Raw genomic sequence first — 16,454 nt, forward strand, 5'->3', positions numbered from 1 at the left:
TTAAACACCTTTATTACCCTTAGCAAAATCCGTCTTTTGCTGCTTCAGCCAGCTATCATGCAGCCACTTCTCTGTCTTGCGATGTCCAGGGAAAGTAATCCAGGTAATGTCACGCTCGAACACCATGGGCTGCTCATCCGGCCCAACAATGACCCAGAACCACAGGCGATCCTCCAGGTTGCGCGCCTTCACTTTCATGCCGGTCAAGGTCACTGTCTCGGTACGTCCATTCCGCTCCACGCGGATAGGCTCATCATGGGTATCGACCCAATGAATCTCCATTTTTGGCAGCAGGTCAGGGGCATGCTCCTTCAAGAAAGCACGGGCGATCGCCTCACTACGTTCGGCGCTGGGCAAGGGCCGGTCCACCAGATCCAAAGAGATATGCGCAAAGCCTTTCAGCCGCCCGGACTCAGACACGACGGAGCTGAAGTGCTCACCTTCCAAACCTGAATTTCGACCATCTTCACGCTCATAACGGGTCAATACAACGGCTTCACCATCCACACTGACAGCACCTTGGGCCACCTGAACGTAAGCTTCTGGAACAAAGGCGGCAGCTGGATTATTGATTGTGGTACTCATGACATTCTCCGTAGTAGAAAGGCTGTTCTGTGCCTGCACAGGAAAAGCCCAGGCAGCTTGCAGCGTTGCAACAGCAAGCGCAGCAGAAAGGGGAAGACGAACTCGCATCGTTGCGGACTCCTAGTTGGAAAAAACGGCGTAGATCGCGCAGATGGCCAATACGCCAGCAAGCAGCAAATAGGTGCTGGCCAAAGCCATATCCGCAGTCTGTTGAGCCAGCCACGGCCCCAGACTTGCGCCAATAAACAGCACAAAGGTGTAGAGCGACACGGCCAATCCCCGCACCGAGATATCGCTGACCCCTGCCACTCGAGCAATCAAGCTAGGAACGCTGATACCCAGCCCGGCCACAAACAGGAAACTGGCGCCCAGCAAAGCCATCAGGTGCTCTTCCCCAGCCCATGCACTCAAGGCCAAGCCGGTGGCAGCACACACTAATCCAGCGCACAAGGTTCGCTGCGGCCCTAACTTCGGCATCACGACAGCCACCAGCAGGGGCGTCAAAAAAGCAGGCGCCACCACAGCCCGTGTCATCAAAGGAGAAATTCCCAACTGCGCAAATTTCATTCCGAGCTTGCTATCCAAGGTCATGTAGAAAGCAACGAAACACATCAGCAGGAAGAATGCAGGCAGGTAAACACGGCGCAATCGTGCATCAGCCAACAAGCCACCTATGGCTTTGTAATTGCTGAAAAATCCGCTTGAGCCTTGGCCCGCCTGCATATCAACGGGTTTCTTCCACAAGCACCAGGCCGTCAAGGCGAATACAAGACACAGCGGCCAAAAGGCAGCCGCCAGGCCCCAAGGTCCAGCAACCAGTCCGCCATAAATCTGCCCCAGCAAACCAGCGGAAAGAAATGCCGTACTCATCCAGGCCACACTCCACACCCTTTGACGTGGGCTGCCTCGCTCTGCCAGATAAGCTATCGCTACGGGAGGGAAAGAAGAGGCCGCCAAGCCTTGCAACACACGGCCGACCATTAGGGACCAGGAGGTACTTGCTACGGCCAGCACCGCTGTCGCCCCAACCAGGGCCAGCAGGCCTGCGACCATGACATTGCGACGCCCCACTCGATCGGACAGGGGACCAAAGATCAGAAACCCGGCTGCGTAGGCAAACCCAAAGCTGCTCACCATGCCCGTCGCATCAATGCCATGGGTTTGCTTCAAGGCCCCAAGAATGGGCAAAGGCAGGTAAAGCAGCGAAACCACCGCTAAAGCGCAGACAACCATCAAGGCACGCAAACCTGTCCCGACAGCTTGCGGATCACTAGCAGATACTTTCATGATAAATGTTCCTGGCTGTTATACAGCAAGCTACATATTTATTTAAAAAAAACGGCCGACAATCAGCCGCCGTTTGTCTTGGGCAAGATGCCTTGTTGATTGAGCTTGAGCATCAAGCGCACAAGCACATCGCGTTCTTGCGCATCGAAATGACTCATCAGTTCAGCAACCCACACATAGTGAGCCGGCAAGGCTTTACCCAAAACCTCGGCCCCATGTTCTGTCAGGCGAACCAACCAGGCACGACGATCCTGAGGGTGTTGCTCCCGATCACATAAACCGGCAACTTCCATGCGATCAATAATGCGAGTCATCGTCTGCGACGTTACCGACACCCCATCTGCCAGCGTGCCTATGCTCAAGCCATCCGGATTGCGTTTAAGCAGAATCAGCACAAAAAACTGCGTCTGCGACAAGCCGGAAGTGCGATCAAGATTGGCCTCAAAAGCCGACAACATTTCACTGGTAGCCGAAGCCCAGATAAGCCAAGCCTGCAACCCATCCACATCCGGGTTGCGGTACTCGACGCCCATCTTTACCAGAGTGTCGTAGCTAGGAAGGTCCTTGAGTTCAAACATCGCGCTGCCACATAACGATCATGGCTGAAATGTAGCTGACTACTTATATTTAGGTCAAGAGCTGAAATCATCAAAAGTCCTAATGCAGTCAGCCCATCCAATGACAATCACAAATACAGCCCTAACAAAAAAATTACAACAAGATATAGCCCTTGTATCCCACCCATAGAAAAAACAAAGAGTTACGAACTAAAATTCATATTTTCATAAATGAAAAATGATAAGAGATACCATATTGAGATAACTAAAGGAGACAATATGGAACTAGAAAATTCCCTCAAGAAAGTTTTTCTTGATATTAACGAAGCTCAACGACCACCTGCATTTGTATATCAATCAAAAAGCTGGGCCCAGAGAGAGAGAAATTTCCTATTTCAAAACTCCTGGCACTTCGCATGCCTAAGCAATGACATAAAAGAACCGGGAAGCTACATATTAAAAACCTATTTAGATACCAACATAATAACAATAAGGGGGTCAGACTTAAAAATAAGATCGTTCATAAACTCCTGCAGACATCACGGAGCACCTGTAATTGAAAAAGACAGTGGAAAAATAAAACAAATAACATGCCCATACCACAAATGGACATATAGCACCGAAGGAAAAATAAAAAAAACAACCGGATACGAAATTAACAATAAATGCAAAAACGAAAAAAATTTAGACCTAGTTGAAATACCATGTGAAACCAGAGAAAACATGGTTTTTATATGCTTAGAAAAATCCCCAACATTAGGAATAGATCAATTTCTAGGAAACTATCTAGAAAAAATAGCCAGGCCCCACTCCACCAAGGATATGAGGTGCGTGCAGCGGCGAAAATATCAAATCAAAGCCAACTGGAAACTCTATACTGAAGTAGATATGGAAACCCTACACACTCCTTTCATACATACAGAATCCATTGGTAAACAGGCAGTTGAGGGGATAGATTCAGAAGGACAATGGATGGGGGTTTTCCATTTATCAAAAGAAACAGCAGCACTTAAACCAAAAGATAAACATTTACAGCTTCCCCCAAACAAAGATTCCTATGGAGAGGGGTTGAAAGGAACTCACTTCTGCATAATATTTCCAGGATTTTTTGTAATAAATAGCATTGATTGCATGTGGTGGATACAGAAAATACCGATAAACGAAACAGAAACAAGCATAGAAGTTGGTTATGCGTTCGATGAATCAATAATAGAAACAAAAGAATTTAAAGAAAACTGTGAAAAATACTTTGAACGACTAGACCAAGTAATACGTGAGGATGACATGATCGTTCAATACCAACAAAAAGGACTACACAATGAAGTCACAGGAAATTACACTGATGCAGAAAAAAATGTTCATAAATTCGATAAAAAAATAATTAAAATTATTCTTTCGAGTGAATTCAGCGACGAGAAAAGCTAATGAAGAGCAAAAAGAATGCAAGCCTCATCAGCTACCTCCTGCTATCCAGCGCATTTTTCATTGGTTTTTTCAACCGCTTTTCCCCCGCCACGTTTTCCTCGTACATAGCCGACAGTCTGGAACTACGTCTAGCAGTTGTAGGGAGCATTGCAGCCCTGCATTTCTGGGTCTACACCCTGATGCAAGTCCCCGCAGGCATGGTGGTTGATCGTTATGGAATCCGAATTCCCGCTGTAGTCGGAACCTTGCTATCCGGGCTGGGAACCATCATTTTGGGCAGCGCCCAGAACTATGGAATGGCACTTTTGGGACCAGGCCTTGTAGGACTGGGGATGTCCTTAGTCTTTGTGTCCGTCATGAAAAACAATGCCATCTGGTTCGATGGCAGCAAGTTCGGGTTTATCACCGGACTGACAATGTTGATTGGCACCTTGGGGGCCGTGTTCTCTGAGGCCCCCTCTTTATTCATCCTGAGCTATGTCAGTTGGAGGCAGGCCTTTATTGGCGTCGGTGCGGTCACCCTTGTGCTCGCTGTTTTGATTTTTTGCTTATGGCGCGCTCCAAACACTGGGGCCCCCGAGACACCTAAAACCACTAAAACAATTCACCAGCCCCCTGGTGGCACTTGGCCCTCTATTGTCTCCAACAAGCAACTGGGCCTGATCATGCTGGCTATCTCTGGCACAAATGGCACGTTTTATGCTTTTTCAGGACTATGGGGCACGCATTTATTTACTCGTGCGATGAGCATCTCCGCCCTGGATGCGTCCATGATCATCACGGTTGCTTTACTGATCTACGGTTTCTCGTCCCTGTTTTTTGGAAAGATTTCCGATCAGTTCCAAACCAGAAAGCTGTTTATCTGGGTATCCGCCTTGCTCAACACACTCGCCTGGCTGTACTTGATGCTTATCCCCAGTCCCGGCTTGTACACCGCGTATCTGTGCTTTGCGCTGATAGGCCTGTCCAGCGGTGTACAGGTGGTCGTCTGTTTTGCTGCGGTTAAGGAAAGTGTACCGGCCAATATCACGGGATCCGCAATTGCTTATGTGAACATGGGGGTGTTTTTAGTCACAGCCATTATTCAGTCCTTGTATGGATGGCTGGTTTCACATCTTCTATCGCTTTCCCTGTCCACCGAAGCAGCCTACATAGGCGGCTTGTCTTTGGCTGTCGTCATCAGCTTGCTGGGCTTGCTCAGCTCTTTGGGCGTACGTGAAACCTATCCGAGAACATAAAAAACGGAAGTCGTTCCGCAAACCGTTTACTCTATGTCGTGCGGCTGCATAAGATGCTGGAGATACGCATTTCCAGCATTTTTTAAAATGCCAATCACGCTGCCCGGAAACTCTTTCCATGACACCCCAAACCGCCATCCGCATGGCTTCGTACAACAGCCAGATGAACCAACGTCTTTACGACGCCGCTGCGAGTCTTTCTGCGCAGGACTTGCATCAGGAACGTGGGGCCTTCTTTGGTTCGCTGTTCAAGACCATGATGCACATTGCAGTTGGGGACACTGTCTGGCTGCATCGCTTTGCCCAGCATCCTGATGCCCACACTTTGCGCGAAGAAATCGGGGTGTTTGCCAAGCCCTGTGCACTGGATCAGCAGTTGTTTAGCACCTTGGCGGAACTGGATCAGTACCGTCGCAAACTGGACCTGATCATTATTGATTGGGCGGCCACACTGACAGTGAAACAACTGGGCCAAACGCTACGCTATAGCAATATGGCGGGCCAAGGCATGGAGAAGGACTTTGCGCTTTTGGTGACGCACTTTTTTAATCACCAGACTCACCATCGTGGCCAGGCCAGCACCTTGTTGTATCAAGCGGGTGTCGATATTGGCGTGACTGATTTATTGGCTTTGGTGTCCTGAGTGTTGTAGCCCACAGGCCTCAAAGCAGCCGGACAGCGCTGTGCTTGTAGTCCTTGAGCCACAAGATTTCCATATCCGAGATACAACAGCTGACGTATCTGCTTCCAATGAAAAAAGCCTGCTTGTTATCGCCAAGCAGGCTTTTGCTTCAGGCACTACAGCCTTCCCCTCTTAATACTGCGCCCGCAAAGACAGCATCACGTTCTGCGGTGCTCCGTACCAGCCCTGGTTATAAAAGCCGATCTGCGAGTAGTACTTCTTGTCGAACAGGTTGTTCACATTCAAGGTGGCCGAGACGCGCTTGTTGAAGTCATAACTGGCCATCAGATTCACAATGGCGTAGCTGCCCTGCTCTACTTTCACGGCCTGTCTGTCAGGGCCAGTGGCGTTCTGATACATACGATTTTGCCAATCAATACCACCACCGACTGTCAGGCCTTGCCAGTCGCCCTGCAAGCGATACGTGGTGTAGAGCTTGAACAAGGTGCGCGGCTTGCTGGTGTTGATAGGTTTGCCTTGTGCATCCTTAGCGGTAAAGGTCGTCAGGCTGCTGGCCAGATTCCAGCCAGGAAGCAATTCGCCCCCTATTTCCAGCTCCACCCCTTCTACTTTGGCACCTGATACAGGACGATAGGCAGGTGTATTAGGTGGTGCGCCAATGACGTTATTGCCAGTCGCTTCAGCCAGATTATCCTGGCGGGTCTGGAACAGCGACAAAGCGCCGTTTACACGACCATCAAGCCAGGCGGCCTTGATGCCCAGCTCATAACTTTTGCCGGTAATGGGATCCAGAATCTGGCCTTGTTCATTACGGGCATTTTGCGGCTTGAAAATTTCCGTATAGCTGGCGTAGGCCGTATAGGTATCGTTGAAGTCGTAGATCAGACCGGCATAGGGGACAAACTGATCTTTATGGCGATACTGACGCTTAGTGCCAAAGTAGGTTTGATCGGTTTCCCAATTGCTGATGCGGCCGCCCACCATCAAGCGCAGATTGTCCATCAAGGCAAAGCGTCCTACCGCATAGGCCCCGGACTGCTTACTGACCAGGTCATCTGCCTGACTAGGTTCGCTAGACCAATTCGGCTCGGGTACACGGCCCGGCTCGTAGAAACTCCCTGCATTCGGCACTGGCGCCAGTGCGCGATATTGCGGAAAGTCCACGCGGTCCTCGGAGCTCATCCAGCCCAGAGAAAACTCATGCTCTCTGCCAAACAACTCAAACGGACCGGACAAGGACGCATTGAAAGCTTTGCGACGTACATCGCCCTTGTAATACGAAAAGGAGTTCGCTGTTCCCAGACCGGTTTCACGGTCGGGATAGCCGCCCCTGAAGATTTGTTTCATGGACGCATCCGTCACCGACTGGTTATAGGTAACGCGCAGCTTCAAATCGTTGGTGAACTGATGGCTTAGGTCAATAAAGCCCGTAGTGGTGTCATTTTCAATACGCGCCCATTTGGCATTATTGGAAACCGAGCGATCAAAATCCGTACGGGTGCCATCGCTATAGAACAAGGGAAAGCCGCTGCCAAAGCCGTTATTGGCACTGGATTGGTAAGCCACGCCGCCTGTCAGTTCCATGCCGGGCATAAGGTCCGCGGTGATGACACCATACAAGGTACGCGTCTTGGTATCTTGCAGATCGGTATAGCTGTCAGCCTTGCCATACGCCCCGACCAAACGTGCACGAATGCGGCCGTCTTTGGTGATGGGGGTAGAAATATCGGCATAGCCACGAGCAAAATTCCAGCTGCCTACGCTGGCACCGGCAGAGGCCGCAAAGTCACGCAAGGGACGTTTACGCACATAATTCACTGCCGCCGACGGGTTCCCTGCCCCGGTCATCAAGCCGGTTGCGCCTCGCACCACTTCGACCCGATCAAAAACCACCAGATCCAGATTGCTTTCACCAAAAGCCCAAGGTGACAAAATAGGCTGCGTCCACCCATCAAACTGATAGTTATCGACATCAAAGCCGCGAGCCGAAAAGGAATAACGGTTGGTATCGCTACGCGTGACCGACATGCCGGGCGCACTTTGCAGGGCGTCCGCCGTTGTCTGCATGCCGCGATCATCCATCATTTTCCGGGTGACCACGCTGACCGATTGCGGCGTCTCCTTGATAGAAAGAGACAGGCCCGTGGCCGTGCTCATGGCCTTGGTAGTGTAGGAGGGATCGGTTTCCGTCACTCCAGGGTCTCGATTGCCCTTGACGGTAATGGCAGACAATTCCGCTGGCGCATCAGCGGCTGTGCCCTGCGCCCAGACCGGACCGCCAGCAGCAGCCAGCAACATGGCCGAACGAGTTAAGGAAGCAAGCAAGCGCAGTCTTGAACGAGCAGAACAGGTAGAAACAGCAGGCATGAACGTGGATCTCAGGACAGGTTTTAGATGCGAACAATTATCATCTACGGAATTTGCAAGAGCGTATCCCTAAACGCAGAAACGCTATTCCAAATATCAGTCCTGTCGCTTTCTTCCTAGGCTGAGCGTCGATCAGCGCCTTGTTGCAGCCAAAACCAGCTAATTGCACTCAGCACTACGCAGATCAGCATGGCAGCAGACATACGCAAGGGCTGCCCATAAACCCACGGCACCAGCCAGCCACTGACAACAGAAAACGTGGTCATCTGGCAAAAGCCCAGTAAGGATGCCGCCAGCCCTGCCCGGCTGGGCACTTGAGCCAGGATGCGCATGGTCACCACCGGCATCTGCATGGCCAGACCCGCAGTGAAGAAAGCAGGCAGCAACACTGCCCAAGGCAAGGCGGGGTGCGCAGCGCTGCTGGCCAGATACCAGGTGTAGGCAGCGCAACTGCTCAGCATCAGGCCATAGGCACGGCGAATAATCCGGATATCCCCCCAGTACCGCACGAGATGGGCAGACGCCAATGCACCCAGCATGGCCCCAATCACCAAAGGCACAAACAGCACGGCAAAGGCCGTTTCGGGAAGATTCAGGGTATGGGAAATGAAATCCGGCGCAGCGCCGATCAGAAAGGCCTGGGCTCCGACCAGCAGACTTAAAGCCAGGCTCATGCCCATGAACGAAACATCCCCCAGCAATTGCGCGATATCGCTACGCAATTGACGCCAGGCCAAGGGCTGGCGCTGGCTGCTGGGCAAGGTTTCAGGCAAGCGACGCATGCACAAATAGCAAGCCGCCGCTGCCAAGACGGCCAGCATCCAGAACACCGAACGCCAGCCCAAATGGGCAATCAGCTGGCCGCCCACAATCGGGGCCAGAGCGGGCGACACATTGAAGACCACAACGATATAAGACAGTGTCCGTTGCGCCTGTTCGCCTTGATAGCAATCCCGCACCATAGCCTGACCGATCACCAGGCCAGCCCCAGCCGACAAGCCTTGCAGCACCCGAGCTGCAAGGAGCCAATCCATGTTGGGTGCCAAAGCCGCCATTACCGAGCCGGTGATATACACCAGCAAGGACGCCAGAATCACGGGCTTGCGCCCCCAGGCATCGGACAGGGTGCCATGCAGCAGCAACATCGCCGCATAGGCCGACATATACACACCCAGGGTCTGCTGCACGCTTTCAGGCGGCACCTGAAACTCGCGCTCCAGGGCGCTGAAAGCAGGTAAATAAGCGTCAATCGTGGCAGGCGCAACGCAGGCCAGCAGGCCCAGAATCAGCACCATCAAGGGATAGGGAGGAAGCGAGGAAGGCAACACAGCTCTGTCTGAAACAAGAAAAAAACGCCCCGTAAAGGGGACAATCTCTTTCAGGATGGACGAGGCAAGCCGGACTGGGTAATGGCAAATGCCTAAAGAGCTTTGAACAATGACAGAGCTGGCCGCCCTGCTGTTTCAATTCAATTCGCTGGGCGAAATCCCGTAGCGTTCACGAAAGGCGGTGGCGAAATTGGTGGCATGGCGATAACCCACAAAGTGAGCCGCCTGCTGCACACTCCAGCCCTGGGCCAGATAATCGCGCGCCAGCTCCAGGCGGCGTTCACGCAACCAGCCAAATACCGAGCACTGGTAGGTAGCCTGGAACTTCACCCGCAAGGTACTGGGACTCATGCAGGCCAGCTTGGCCAGATCCGCCAAAGTGTGGTCTTCACCCGGCGCGTTGTACAAGCGCTCCCGCACCCGTTCCAGCAATTGCCGGTCACGAGCCATGGCGGGCGATTCTTTAACAGGCTTTTGAGCCAGGCCATCCAGCGCATGGGCCAGCACTTGCAGGCTGACTCCCTCCAGAAGCAAATCGTATGTGGCTCCCTGCCAGGGGCTATCGATCAAATGCTCCAGCGTGCTCAGCAAATGCGGTGGTACCGTCCATTGCTGCATGCGCAAACCCGAAGGGCCCATCAGTTTGGACAAGGTATCGGCCAGCCGCGAATCCCCTACACCTTCAGGAGAACTCAAGGAGATATTGATGCTGCGCAGTCGCTGCCCCGCAGGGTGAATACCCGTCATGGCCACGGCATCGCTGTGCGCAATGCTGATGCCGCTTTGTGCCACCAGACTCTGTGAAGTCTGACTGGCAAACTGGGTCTGCGCCCGGCCTTGCAACATCACAATGGCCGAAAACTGCGGAGCGCTGATTGAACTGGATTCGTAATGATGATGCGTCACGATGTCCGACAGCACCAGCTTGATGCCGGGCCGGACTTCATGCTCCTGCACGCGTCCTTCCGCAATGCAAAGCTCTTCCCTACCCCGATCCGGGCCCGCGTAATGAGGCAAGCGATAGCGGAATCCCGCCGGACTACCGAGCCGATCAAAGTCCGACACCGTGAATCTGATCATAGGAATAAAGAGAGGAAGGCGCCCCTGCCCGATCCGCCCGAAGCTCTGCTTTTTTGGGCAGATGGCGGCAGCAGGATAAGAAAAACCCAAGTGAGAATAGCATACATTCTCAACTATATGGCGACTTTCACAGTGCCCTTTATGCCACAACTATTGCCTTTTCAAGGACCTATATGCCAATAGCCAAGCACCTTATATTCAGACTGCTATAATCCGGCCCGGCAACTAGTGATCCTTTTGCCACTACCTTTTTTGCAAGAAGAATCCTTCATGAATAACACCGTGCCAAGTTTTGGTCGGCGTCAATTTCTCAAAATTCTTGGTGCTGGGGCAGCTGCGCTGTCAGCTACCGCGATGGGACTTTCGACAGCCGCCGCCCAGGTTTCTGCCGCCGTCCGCCCGTACAAACTCCTTCGATCCAAAGAGACACGCAACAACTGTACTTACTGTTCAGTGGGCTGCGGCATTCTGATGTATTCGATGGGGGACGGGGCAAAAAACGCCAAGCCGCGCATCTTCCACATTGAAGGCGACCCGGATCACCCGGTCAGCCGTGGCTCGCTTTGCCCGAAAGGCGCAGGCCTGCTGGACATGATTCATTCCAAAAACCGGCTGCTGCACCCCGAATACCGCGCGCCAGGCTCCAAAGAATGGGTCAAGATCAGCTGGAGCGAGGCCACCAAGCGCATCGCCCGTTTGCTGAAAGACGACCGCGACGCCAACTTCATTGCCAAGAACGAGAAAGGCCAGGTTGTGAACCGCTGGCTATCTTCGGGCTTTCTGGCTTCCTCGGCCGCATCCAACGAAACCGGCCTGCTGGACTTCAAATTTACCCGTGCCCTGGGGATGCTGGGCATCGACTGTCAGGCGCGGCTCTGTCACGCCCCGACCGTGTCGGCCCTGGCCCCCAGCTTTGGGCGCGGTGCCATGACCAACCACTGGGTGGACATCAAGAACGCCAACGTGGTGATTGTGATGGGCGGCAACCCTGCCGAAGCCCACCCGGTCGGTTTCAAATGGGTGATCGAGGCCAAGATCAAGAACAAGGCCAAGGTCATTGTGGTGGACCCGCGCTTTAACCGCACGGCGGCCGTGGCGGACATCTTCTCGCCCATCCGCGCTGGCTCGGACACCGCCTTTTTGATGGGCATGGTGCGCTGGCTGCTGGAGAACGACAAGATTCAGCACGAGTACGTGCGCTCCTACACCAACGCCTCCCTGATCGTGCGCGACGACTTCACCTTTGACGAAGGGGTGTTCTCGGGCTTTAACCCGCAAACCAAGGTGTACGACAAGTCCTCCTGGACCTATGCAGTGGACGAGAACGGCGAAGTGATGCGCGACATGAGCATGACGCATCCACGCTCCGTGCTGCAGCTGTTGAAAACCCACGTGGACCGCTACACGCCCGAAGTCGTGGAGAACATTACCGGCGTCAAACAGGCCGATTTCCTGCAGATTGCCGAAATCATTGGTTCCTGTTCGGCCAAGAACAAAACCCTGACCTGGCTGTATGCGCTGGGCTGGACGCACCACACGGGTGGCGCACAGATTATTCGTGGCGCCGCCATGATTCAGCTTTTGCTGGGCAATATCGGCATGGCCGGTGGCGGCGTGAACGCCTTGCGCGGTCACTCCAATATCCAGGGCTATACCGACCTGGGCCTGCTGTCCTTGCGTGTGCCAGGTTATATGAACCTGCCCTCGGACAATCAGCAGACACTGGCGCAGTACCTGGAAGAAACCACGCCCAAGGATGTGTTGCCCGGTCAGGTGAACTACTGGAAAAACACACCCAAGTTCTTCATCTCCCTGCTAAAGAACCTGTACGGCAAGCACGCCACGCAAGCCAACGATTTTGCCTTTGACCTGCTGCCCAAATGGGATCGCAGCTACGACATGCTGGCCTACTTCGACATGATGTATGAAGGCAAAGTCAACGGTTACTTCGCCCAAGGCTTTAACCCGCTGGCCGCGATGCCGGACAAGAACAAGACGTCCAAGGCCCTGTCCAAGCTGAAGTTCCTGGTTATTGTGGACCCGCTGGTCACCGAGACCTCGAACTTCTGGCGCAATGAAGGCCAGTTCAACGACATCAAGACTGAAGAAGTGATGACAGAGGTGTTCCGCCTGCCATCGAACTGTTTTGCTGAAGAGGACGGTTCCATCGTGAACTCGGGCCGCTGGTTGCAATGGCACTATGCCGGTCAGCAACCTCCGGGGCTGGCCCGTCATGACCCCAATATTCTGGGCGAAATCATGATGGAACTGCGTCGCCTGTACGAAGAAGAAGGCGGTGCCTGTCCCGAGCAAATCCTGAGCATGACCTGGGACGCCGACACCTATCACGACCCGCATTTCCCGCATCCGGAAGAAGTGGCCAAAGAGGCCAATGGCTATGCGCTGGCTGACGTTTTCGACGAGAACGGCAAGCAGATTCTGCGCAAGGGCCAATTGCTGGACAGCTTCGCGCAATTGCGCGACGACGGCACCACCCAAAGCTATTGCTGGGTGTTTGCCGGTTCCTGGACAGAGAAAGGCAACCAGATGGCCAATCGGGACAATACTGACACGGGCCTGGGCAACACTCCCGGCTGGGCATGGGCCTGGCCTGCCAACCGGCGCATTCTGTACAACCGTGCGTCCATGGATGAAATGGGTAAGCCATGGGATGAACATCGCCAGATTCTGCATTGGGACGGCAAGCAATGGACCGGGGCGGATATTCCGGATTTCCCGGCCAACCTGCCTCCAGGCAGCCCGGCTGCGCCTTTCATCATGCTGCCCGAAGGTCTGGGTCGCCTGTTCTCGGAAAAAGGCATTAATGACGGCCCCTTCCCGGAACACTACGAGCCGGTGGAAAGCCCGATTGCGAAGAACCCGCTGCACGAAAAAGTGACGCATAACCCGACAGCCCGGATTCTTTCCAACGATGCCGAGCGCATGGGGAATCGTCACGACTATCCCTATGTGGCCACCACCTACTCCATTACCGAGCTGTTCCGCCACTGGACCAAGCATTCCTATCTGAATGCCATGTTGCAGCCTGAACAGTTTGTGGAAATTGGCGAGCAACTGGCCGCTGAAAAAGACATCCGTCACGGCGACACCGTCAAAGTCACGACCAAGCGCGGCTACATCACCGCCAAGGCCGTGGTGACCAAGCGCATGCGCACCCTGACCGTTGCCGGTCAGGAAGTGCAGCAAATTGGTATCCCCTGCCACTGGGGTTTTGAAGGTGAAACCCGCAAGGGCTTCCTGGCCAATACGCTATCCCCCGGCGTAGGTGATGCCAATACGCAAACACCGGAGTTCAAAGCCTTTCTGGTCAATGTCGAGAAAATGAAGGGAGCCACGGCATGAATTCGCAAAACATAGTGCGCCGTTCGGCCACCAACTCGGTCACGCCTGCCCCGCAGGTGCGTGACCACCAGATGGAAGTCGCCAAGCTGATTGACGTGTCCATCTGCATCGGCTGCAAGGCTTGCCAGGTTGCCTGCAATGAGTGGAACGACTTGCGTGGTCAGGTTGAGGAAAACGTCGGCGTGTACGACAACCCCAGCGACCTGAGCCCCGACAGCTGGACCCTGATGCGCTTTACCGAGCACGAGGACGAAGCAGGCAAACTGGAATGGCTGATCCGCAAGGACGGCTGCATGCACTGCGAAGACCCTGGTTGTCTGAAAGCCTGCCCGGTTCCCGGTGCGATTGTTCAGTATGCCAATGGCATTGTGGATTTCCAGTCCGACCTGTGTGTGGGCTGCGGTTACTGCGTGGCAGGCTGTCCTTTTGACGTGCCGCGTATTTCCAAGAAAGACAATAAGGCCTACAAGTGCACCCTGTGTTCGGACCGCGTTTCCGTAGGTCAGGCTCCAGCTTGCGCGAAAACCTGCCCAACCGGCGCCATTGCGTTTGGCTCGAAACAGGAAATGCAGGATCTGGCCCTTAGCCGTATCGAGGACCTGAACGAGCGTGGCTATGAGAACGCCGGCCTGTACGATCCTCAAGGTGTAGGCGGCACCCACGTCATGTACGTGCTGCAACACGCGGACGATCCACAGCGCTATGCCGGTCTGCCCAAAGACCCGCACATCAGCTCGGTAGTAGGTGGCTGGAAAGATGTGCTCAAACCTGCCGCTGCAGTAGCAGGGGCTGTGGCGGTAGCGGGTATGGCGGCCCACTTCATCGGCGTGGGCCCCAACAGTATTGACGAAGACAAAGAGCACGCGGACAACACGGAAACGGAAGGAGGCGATCATGTCCAAGAAAAATAATCTTGTTCTGCGCACCAAGTTCCCCGAGCGACTGTGCCACTGGGCCGTCGTGCTGTGTTTTTTCCTGGCAGCGACCTCGGGCTTGTCCTGGTTCTTTCCCTCTTTTTCCTGGTTAAGTTCCTTTCTGGGCACCCCGCAACTGGCACGTGTTCTGCATCCCTTTTTAGGGATCGCCGTTTTCGTTGGCCTTTGCTATATGTTCGTCCGCTTTGTGAAGTACAACCTGCCAGCCAAAACAGACCTGATCTGGTTCCGTAACGTCAAAGGCGTGATCCTGAACAACGCCAAGCAGCCTTTGAAAATCGGCAAATACAATGCCGGTCAGAAAGTGCTGTTCTGGCTGATCATGCTATCCATCCTCACGCTGCTGGTATCGGGCCTGATCATGTGGCGCGCCTACTTTGCCGAGTTCTTCTCCATTCCCGTACTGCGTCTGGCCATCCTGATCCACTCCGTGGCCGGGATCGGGCTGATCCTGCTGATTCTGGGCCATATTTATCTGGCGATCTGGGTGCGTGGCTCCATCACCGGCATGGTGACAGGCTATGTCTCCAAAGCCTGGATACGTCATCACCACGATCGCTGGCATGACGAACTGCAAGCGGCAAAGAAAGACGTGAAGGAAGGCAAGGCATGAACGAAGTCCCTGTTCGCCGCTCGGTTCCATCAGAGGAATCGACGCGGCATTTCGATCCCATCCTGCGGCCTGAATTGCATGAGCTGTATACCGCCCGCGCATCCCGTTTGCGCGAACTGGCTCAAGGACATGAGCTGGAAGCCTACCTGCGTCTGGCTGCCGATGTAGCCCAGGCTCAGGCCACGGTGTGCCAGCAAGGGCAGTCCGATGCCAGCGCTGTGAATCCGGCAGAGATTGCGCGCCAAGGTGCCTGGACGGCCCATCTGGATGCGCTGCTGGAACAACTGGCACCGCAAGCTTCGCCCACTATTGCCCCGCATCTGGATGCCCTGCGTGCCATGAGCGCCCAGGCTCGTCTAGAGGCAGGTCTGGCCCTGGCCCAAAACCAGTTCGGCGCTGTCTCCCAGGCTCTGGCTCCTTTCTTGTGGGCAGCCTTGTCTCTGGAAGTGGCTTTGGCTGCACGGGCAGTGCCTTTGCCCATGGCCAGCAATGAAGAGTCCGCCAGTTGCCCGGTCTGCGGCGGTGTTCCTGTTGCCAGCCTGATCTACAAAGGCACCCGCCAAGGTCTGCGCTATCTGCACTGCTCCTTGTGCGAATGCGAATGGCATATGGTTCGTGCCAAATGCACCAACTGCGCCGATGCAGGCGATCTGGACTACCTGAGCTTCGATACCACTGAAGCCGTGGTACGCGCAGAAAGCTGTGGTCACTGCCATAGCTATCTGAAAGTGATCTCGCAGGAACGCGAGCCAGGTGCTGAAACTGTTGCAGACGATCTGGCCAGCCTGGTACTGGATGATGCGGCAACTGAAGAGGGGTATGGTCGCACCGGCCTGAACCCCTTTGCATTGCCTGATCAGGCTCTGTAAAGAAAAGCCCGGACTGGCTACAGGCTGATCCGGGCTTTTTTTCATCTGTTTCGCTACCTGCTTCAGTCTCTGCACCAGGCACACCCTGTGCACTCCCCTCTTCGCTGCACGGTCAAAAGCAGGCAGCAAACCACCATTACTAACTAACAAGCTGCCAATAGCCA

13 protein-coding genes are annotated in these 16,454 nt (G+C 54.1%); 7 read left to right on the forward strand and 6 right to left on the reverse strand.

Annotated features, from left to right (window positions below; all coding sequences use genetic code 11):
- From DUD43_RS13995 to DUD43_RS14005, 3 genes are all read right to left on the reverse strand, one after another.
- Positions 1-585: a hypothetical protein gene (locus DUD43_RS13995; RefSeq protein WP_228125805.1), complete on the reverse strand. Its 585-nt coding sequence runs from the start codon at positions 583-585 to the stop codon at positions 1-3.
- A 120-nt stretch (positions 586-705) separates the two neighbouring features.
- A complete protein-coding gene (locus DUD43_RS14000) occupies positions 706-1,872 on the reverse strand; it encodes an MFS transporter (RefSeq protein WP_153230749.1) in 1,167 nt (388 codons plus the stop codon).
- A gap of 62 nt (positions 1,873-1,934) precedes the next feature.
- Entirely contained in the window at positions 1,935-2,450 is a 516-nt protein-coding gene (locus tag DUD43_RS14005; RefSeq protein WP_109088201.1) for a MarR family winged helix-turn-helix transcriptional regulator, read from the reverse strand.
- A gap of 258 nt (positions 2,451-2,708) precedes the next feature.
- Here DUD43_RS14005 and DUD43_RS14010 point away from each other — a divergent pair, with 258 nt between their 5' ends.
- The 3 genes from DUD43_RS14010 to DUD43_RS14020 all read left to right on the forward strand — a co-directional run bounded on the left by DUD43_RS14010 (position 2,709) and on the right by DUD43_RS14020 (position 5,735).
- Positions 2,709-3,854: an aromatic ring-hydroxylating oxygenase subunit alpha gene (locus DUD43_RS14010; RefSeq protein WP_194273398.1), complete on the forward strand. Its 1,146-nt coding sequence runs from the start codon at positions 2,709-2,711 to the stop codon at positions 3,852-3,854.
- Entirely contained in the window at positions 3,854-5,092 is a 1,239-nt protein-coding gene (locus tag DUD43_RS14015; protein ID WP_153230751.1) for an MFS transporter, read from the forward strand. Before DUD43_RS14010 ends, DUD43_RS14015 begins: the two co-directional genes overlap by 1 nt.
- A gap of 118 nt (positions 5,093-5,210) precedes the next feature.
- Complete coding sequence (locus DUD43_RS14020) at positions 5,211-5,735, forward strand: DinB family protein (protein ID WP_153230752.1); 525 nt, start codon at positions 5,211-5,213, stop codon at positions 5,733-5,735.
- A 171-nt stretch (positions 5,736-5,906) separates the two neighbouring features.
- Here DUD43_RS14020 and DUD43_RS14025 read toward each other — a convergent pair whose 3' ends face one another.
- The 3 genes from DUD43_RS14025 to DUD43_RS14035 form a co-directional block, all read right to left on the reverse strand.
- On the reverse strand, positions 5,907-8,033 hold the full coding sequence (locus DUD43_RS14025; protein ID WP_322742801.1) for a TonB-dependent siderophore receptor: 2,127 nt from the start codon (positions 8,031-8,033) through the stop codon (positions 5,907-5,909).
- 185 nt (positions 8,034-8,218) lie between these two features.
- Positions 8,219-9,397: a multidrug effflux MFS transporter gene (locus DUD43_RS14030; RefSeq protein WP_153231647.1), complete on the reverse strand. Its 1,179-nt coding sequence runs from the start codon at positions 9,395-9,397 to the stop codon at positions 8,219-8,221.
- Between the two features lie 168 nt (positions 9,398-9,565).
- Positions 9,566-10,510 (reverse strand): helix-turn-helix transcriptional regulator, encoded by a 945-nt coding sequence (locus tag DUD43_RS14035; protein WP_153230754.1) that lies wholly within the window; start codon positions 10,508-10,510, stop codon positions 9,566-9,568.
- A 270-nt stretch (positions 10,511-10,780) separates the two neighbouring features.
- Between DUD43_RS14035 and fdnG the strand changes: the two genes are divergently transcribed.
- From fdnG to fdhE, 4 genes are read left to right on the forward strand one after another with little or no spacing between them, the layout of a single operon-like run.
- Positions 10,781-13,873 (forward strand): formate dehydrogenase-N subunit alpha, encoded by a 3,093-nt coding sequence (fdnG, locus tag DUD43_RS14040; protein ID WP_153230755.1) that lies wholly within the window; start codon positions 10,781-10,783, stop codon positions 13,871-13,873.
- Positions 13,870-14,784 carry a formate dehydrogenase subunit beta gene (fdxH, locus tag DUD43_RS14045; RefSeq protein ID WP_153230756.1) on the forward strand — a complete coding sequence of 305 codons (915 nt, stop codon included), beginning with the start codon at positions 13,870-13,872 and terminating at the stop codon, positions 14,782-14,784. Before fdnG ends, fdxH begins: the two co-directional genes overlap by 4 nt.
- Positions 14,768-15,421: a formate dehydrogenase subunit gamma gene (locus DUD43_RS14050; RefSeq protein ID WP_153230757.1), complete on the forward strand. Its 654-nt coding sequence runs from the start codon at positions 14,768-14,770 to the stop codon at positions 15,419-15,421. The genes fdxH and DUD43_RS14050 overlap by 17 nt, the downstream gene beginning before the upstream one ends.
- Complete coding sequence (gene fdhE, locus DUD43_RS14055; RefSeq protein ID WP_153230758.1) at positions 15,418-16,290, forward strand: formate dehydrogenase accessory protein FdhE; 873 nt, start codon at positions 15,418-15,420, stop codon at positions 16,288-16,290. The genes DUD43_RS14050 and fdhE overlap by 4 nt, the downstream gene beginning before the upstream one ends.
- Positions 16,291-16,454: the final 164 nt, after the last annotated feature.

Source organism: Alcaligenes faecalis, from assembly GCF_009497775.1.
GTDB lineage: Bacteria > Pseudomonadota > Gammaproteobacteria > Burkholderiales > Burkholderiaceae_B > Alcaligenes > Alcaligenes faecalis_D.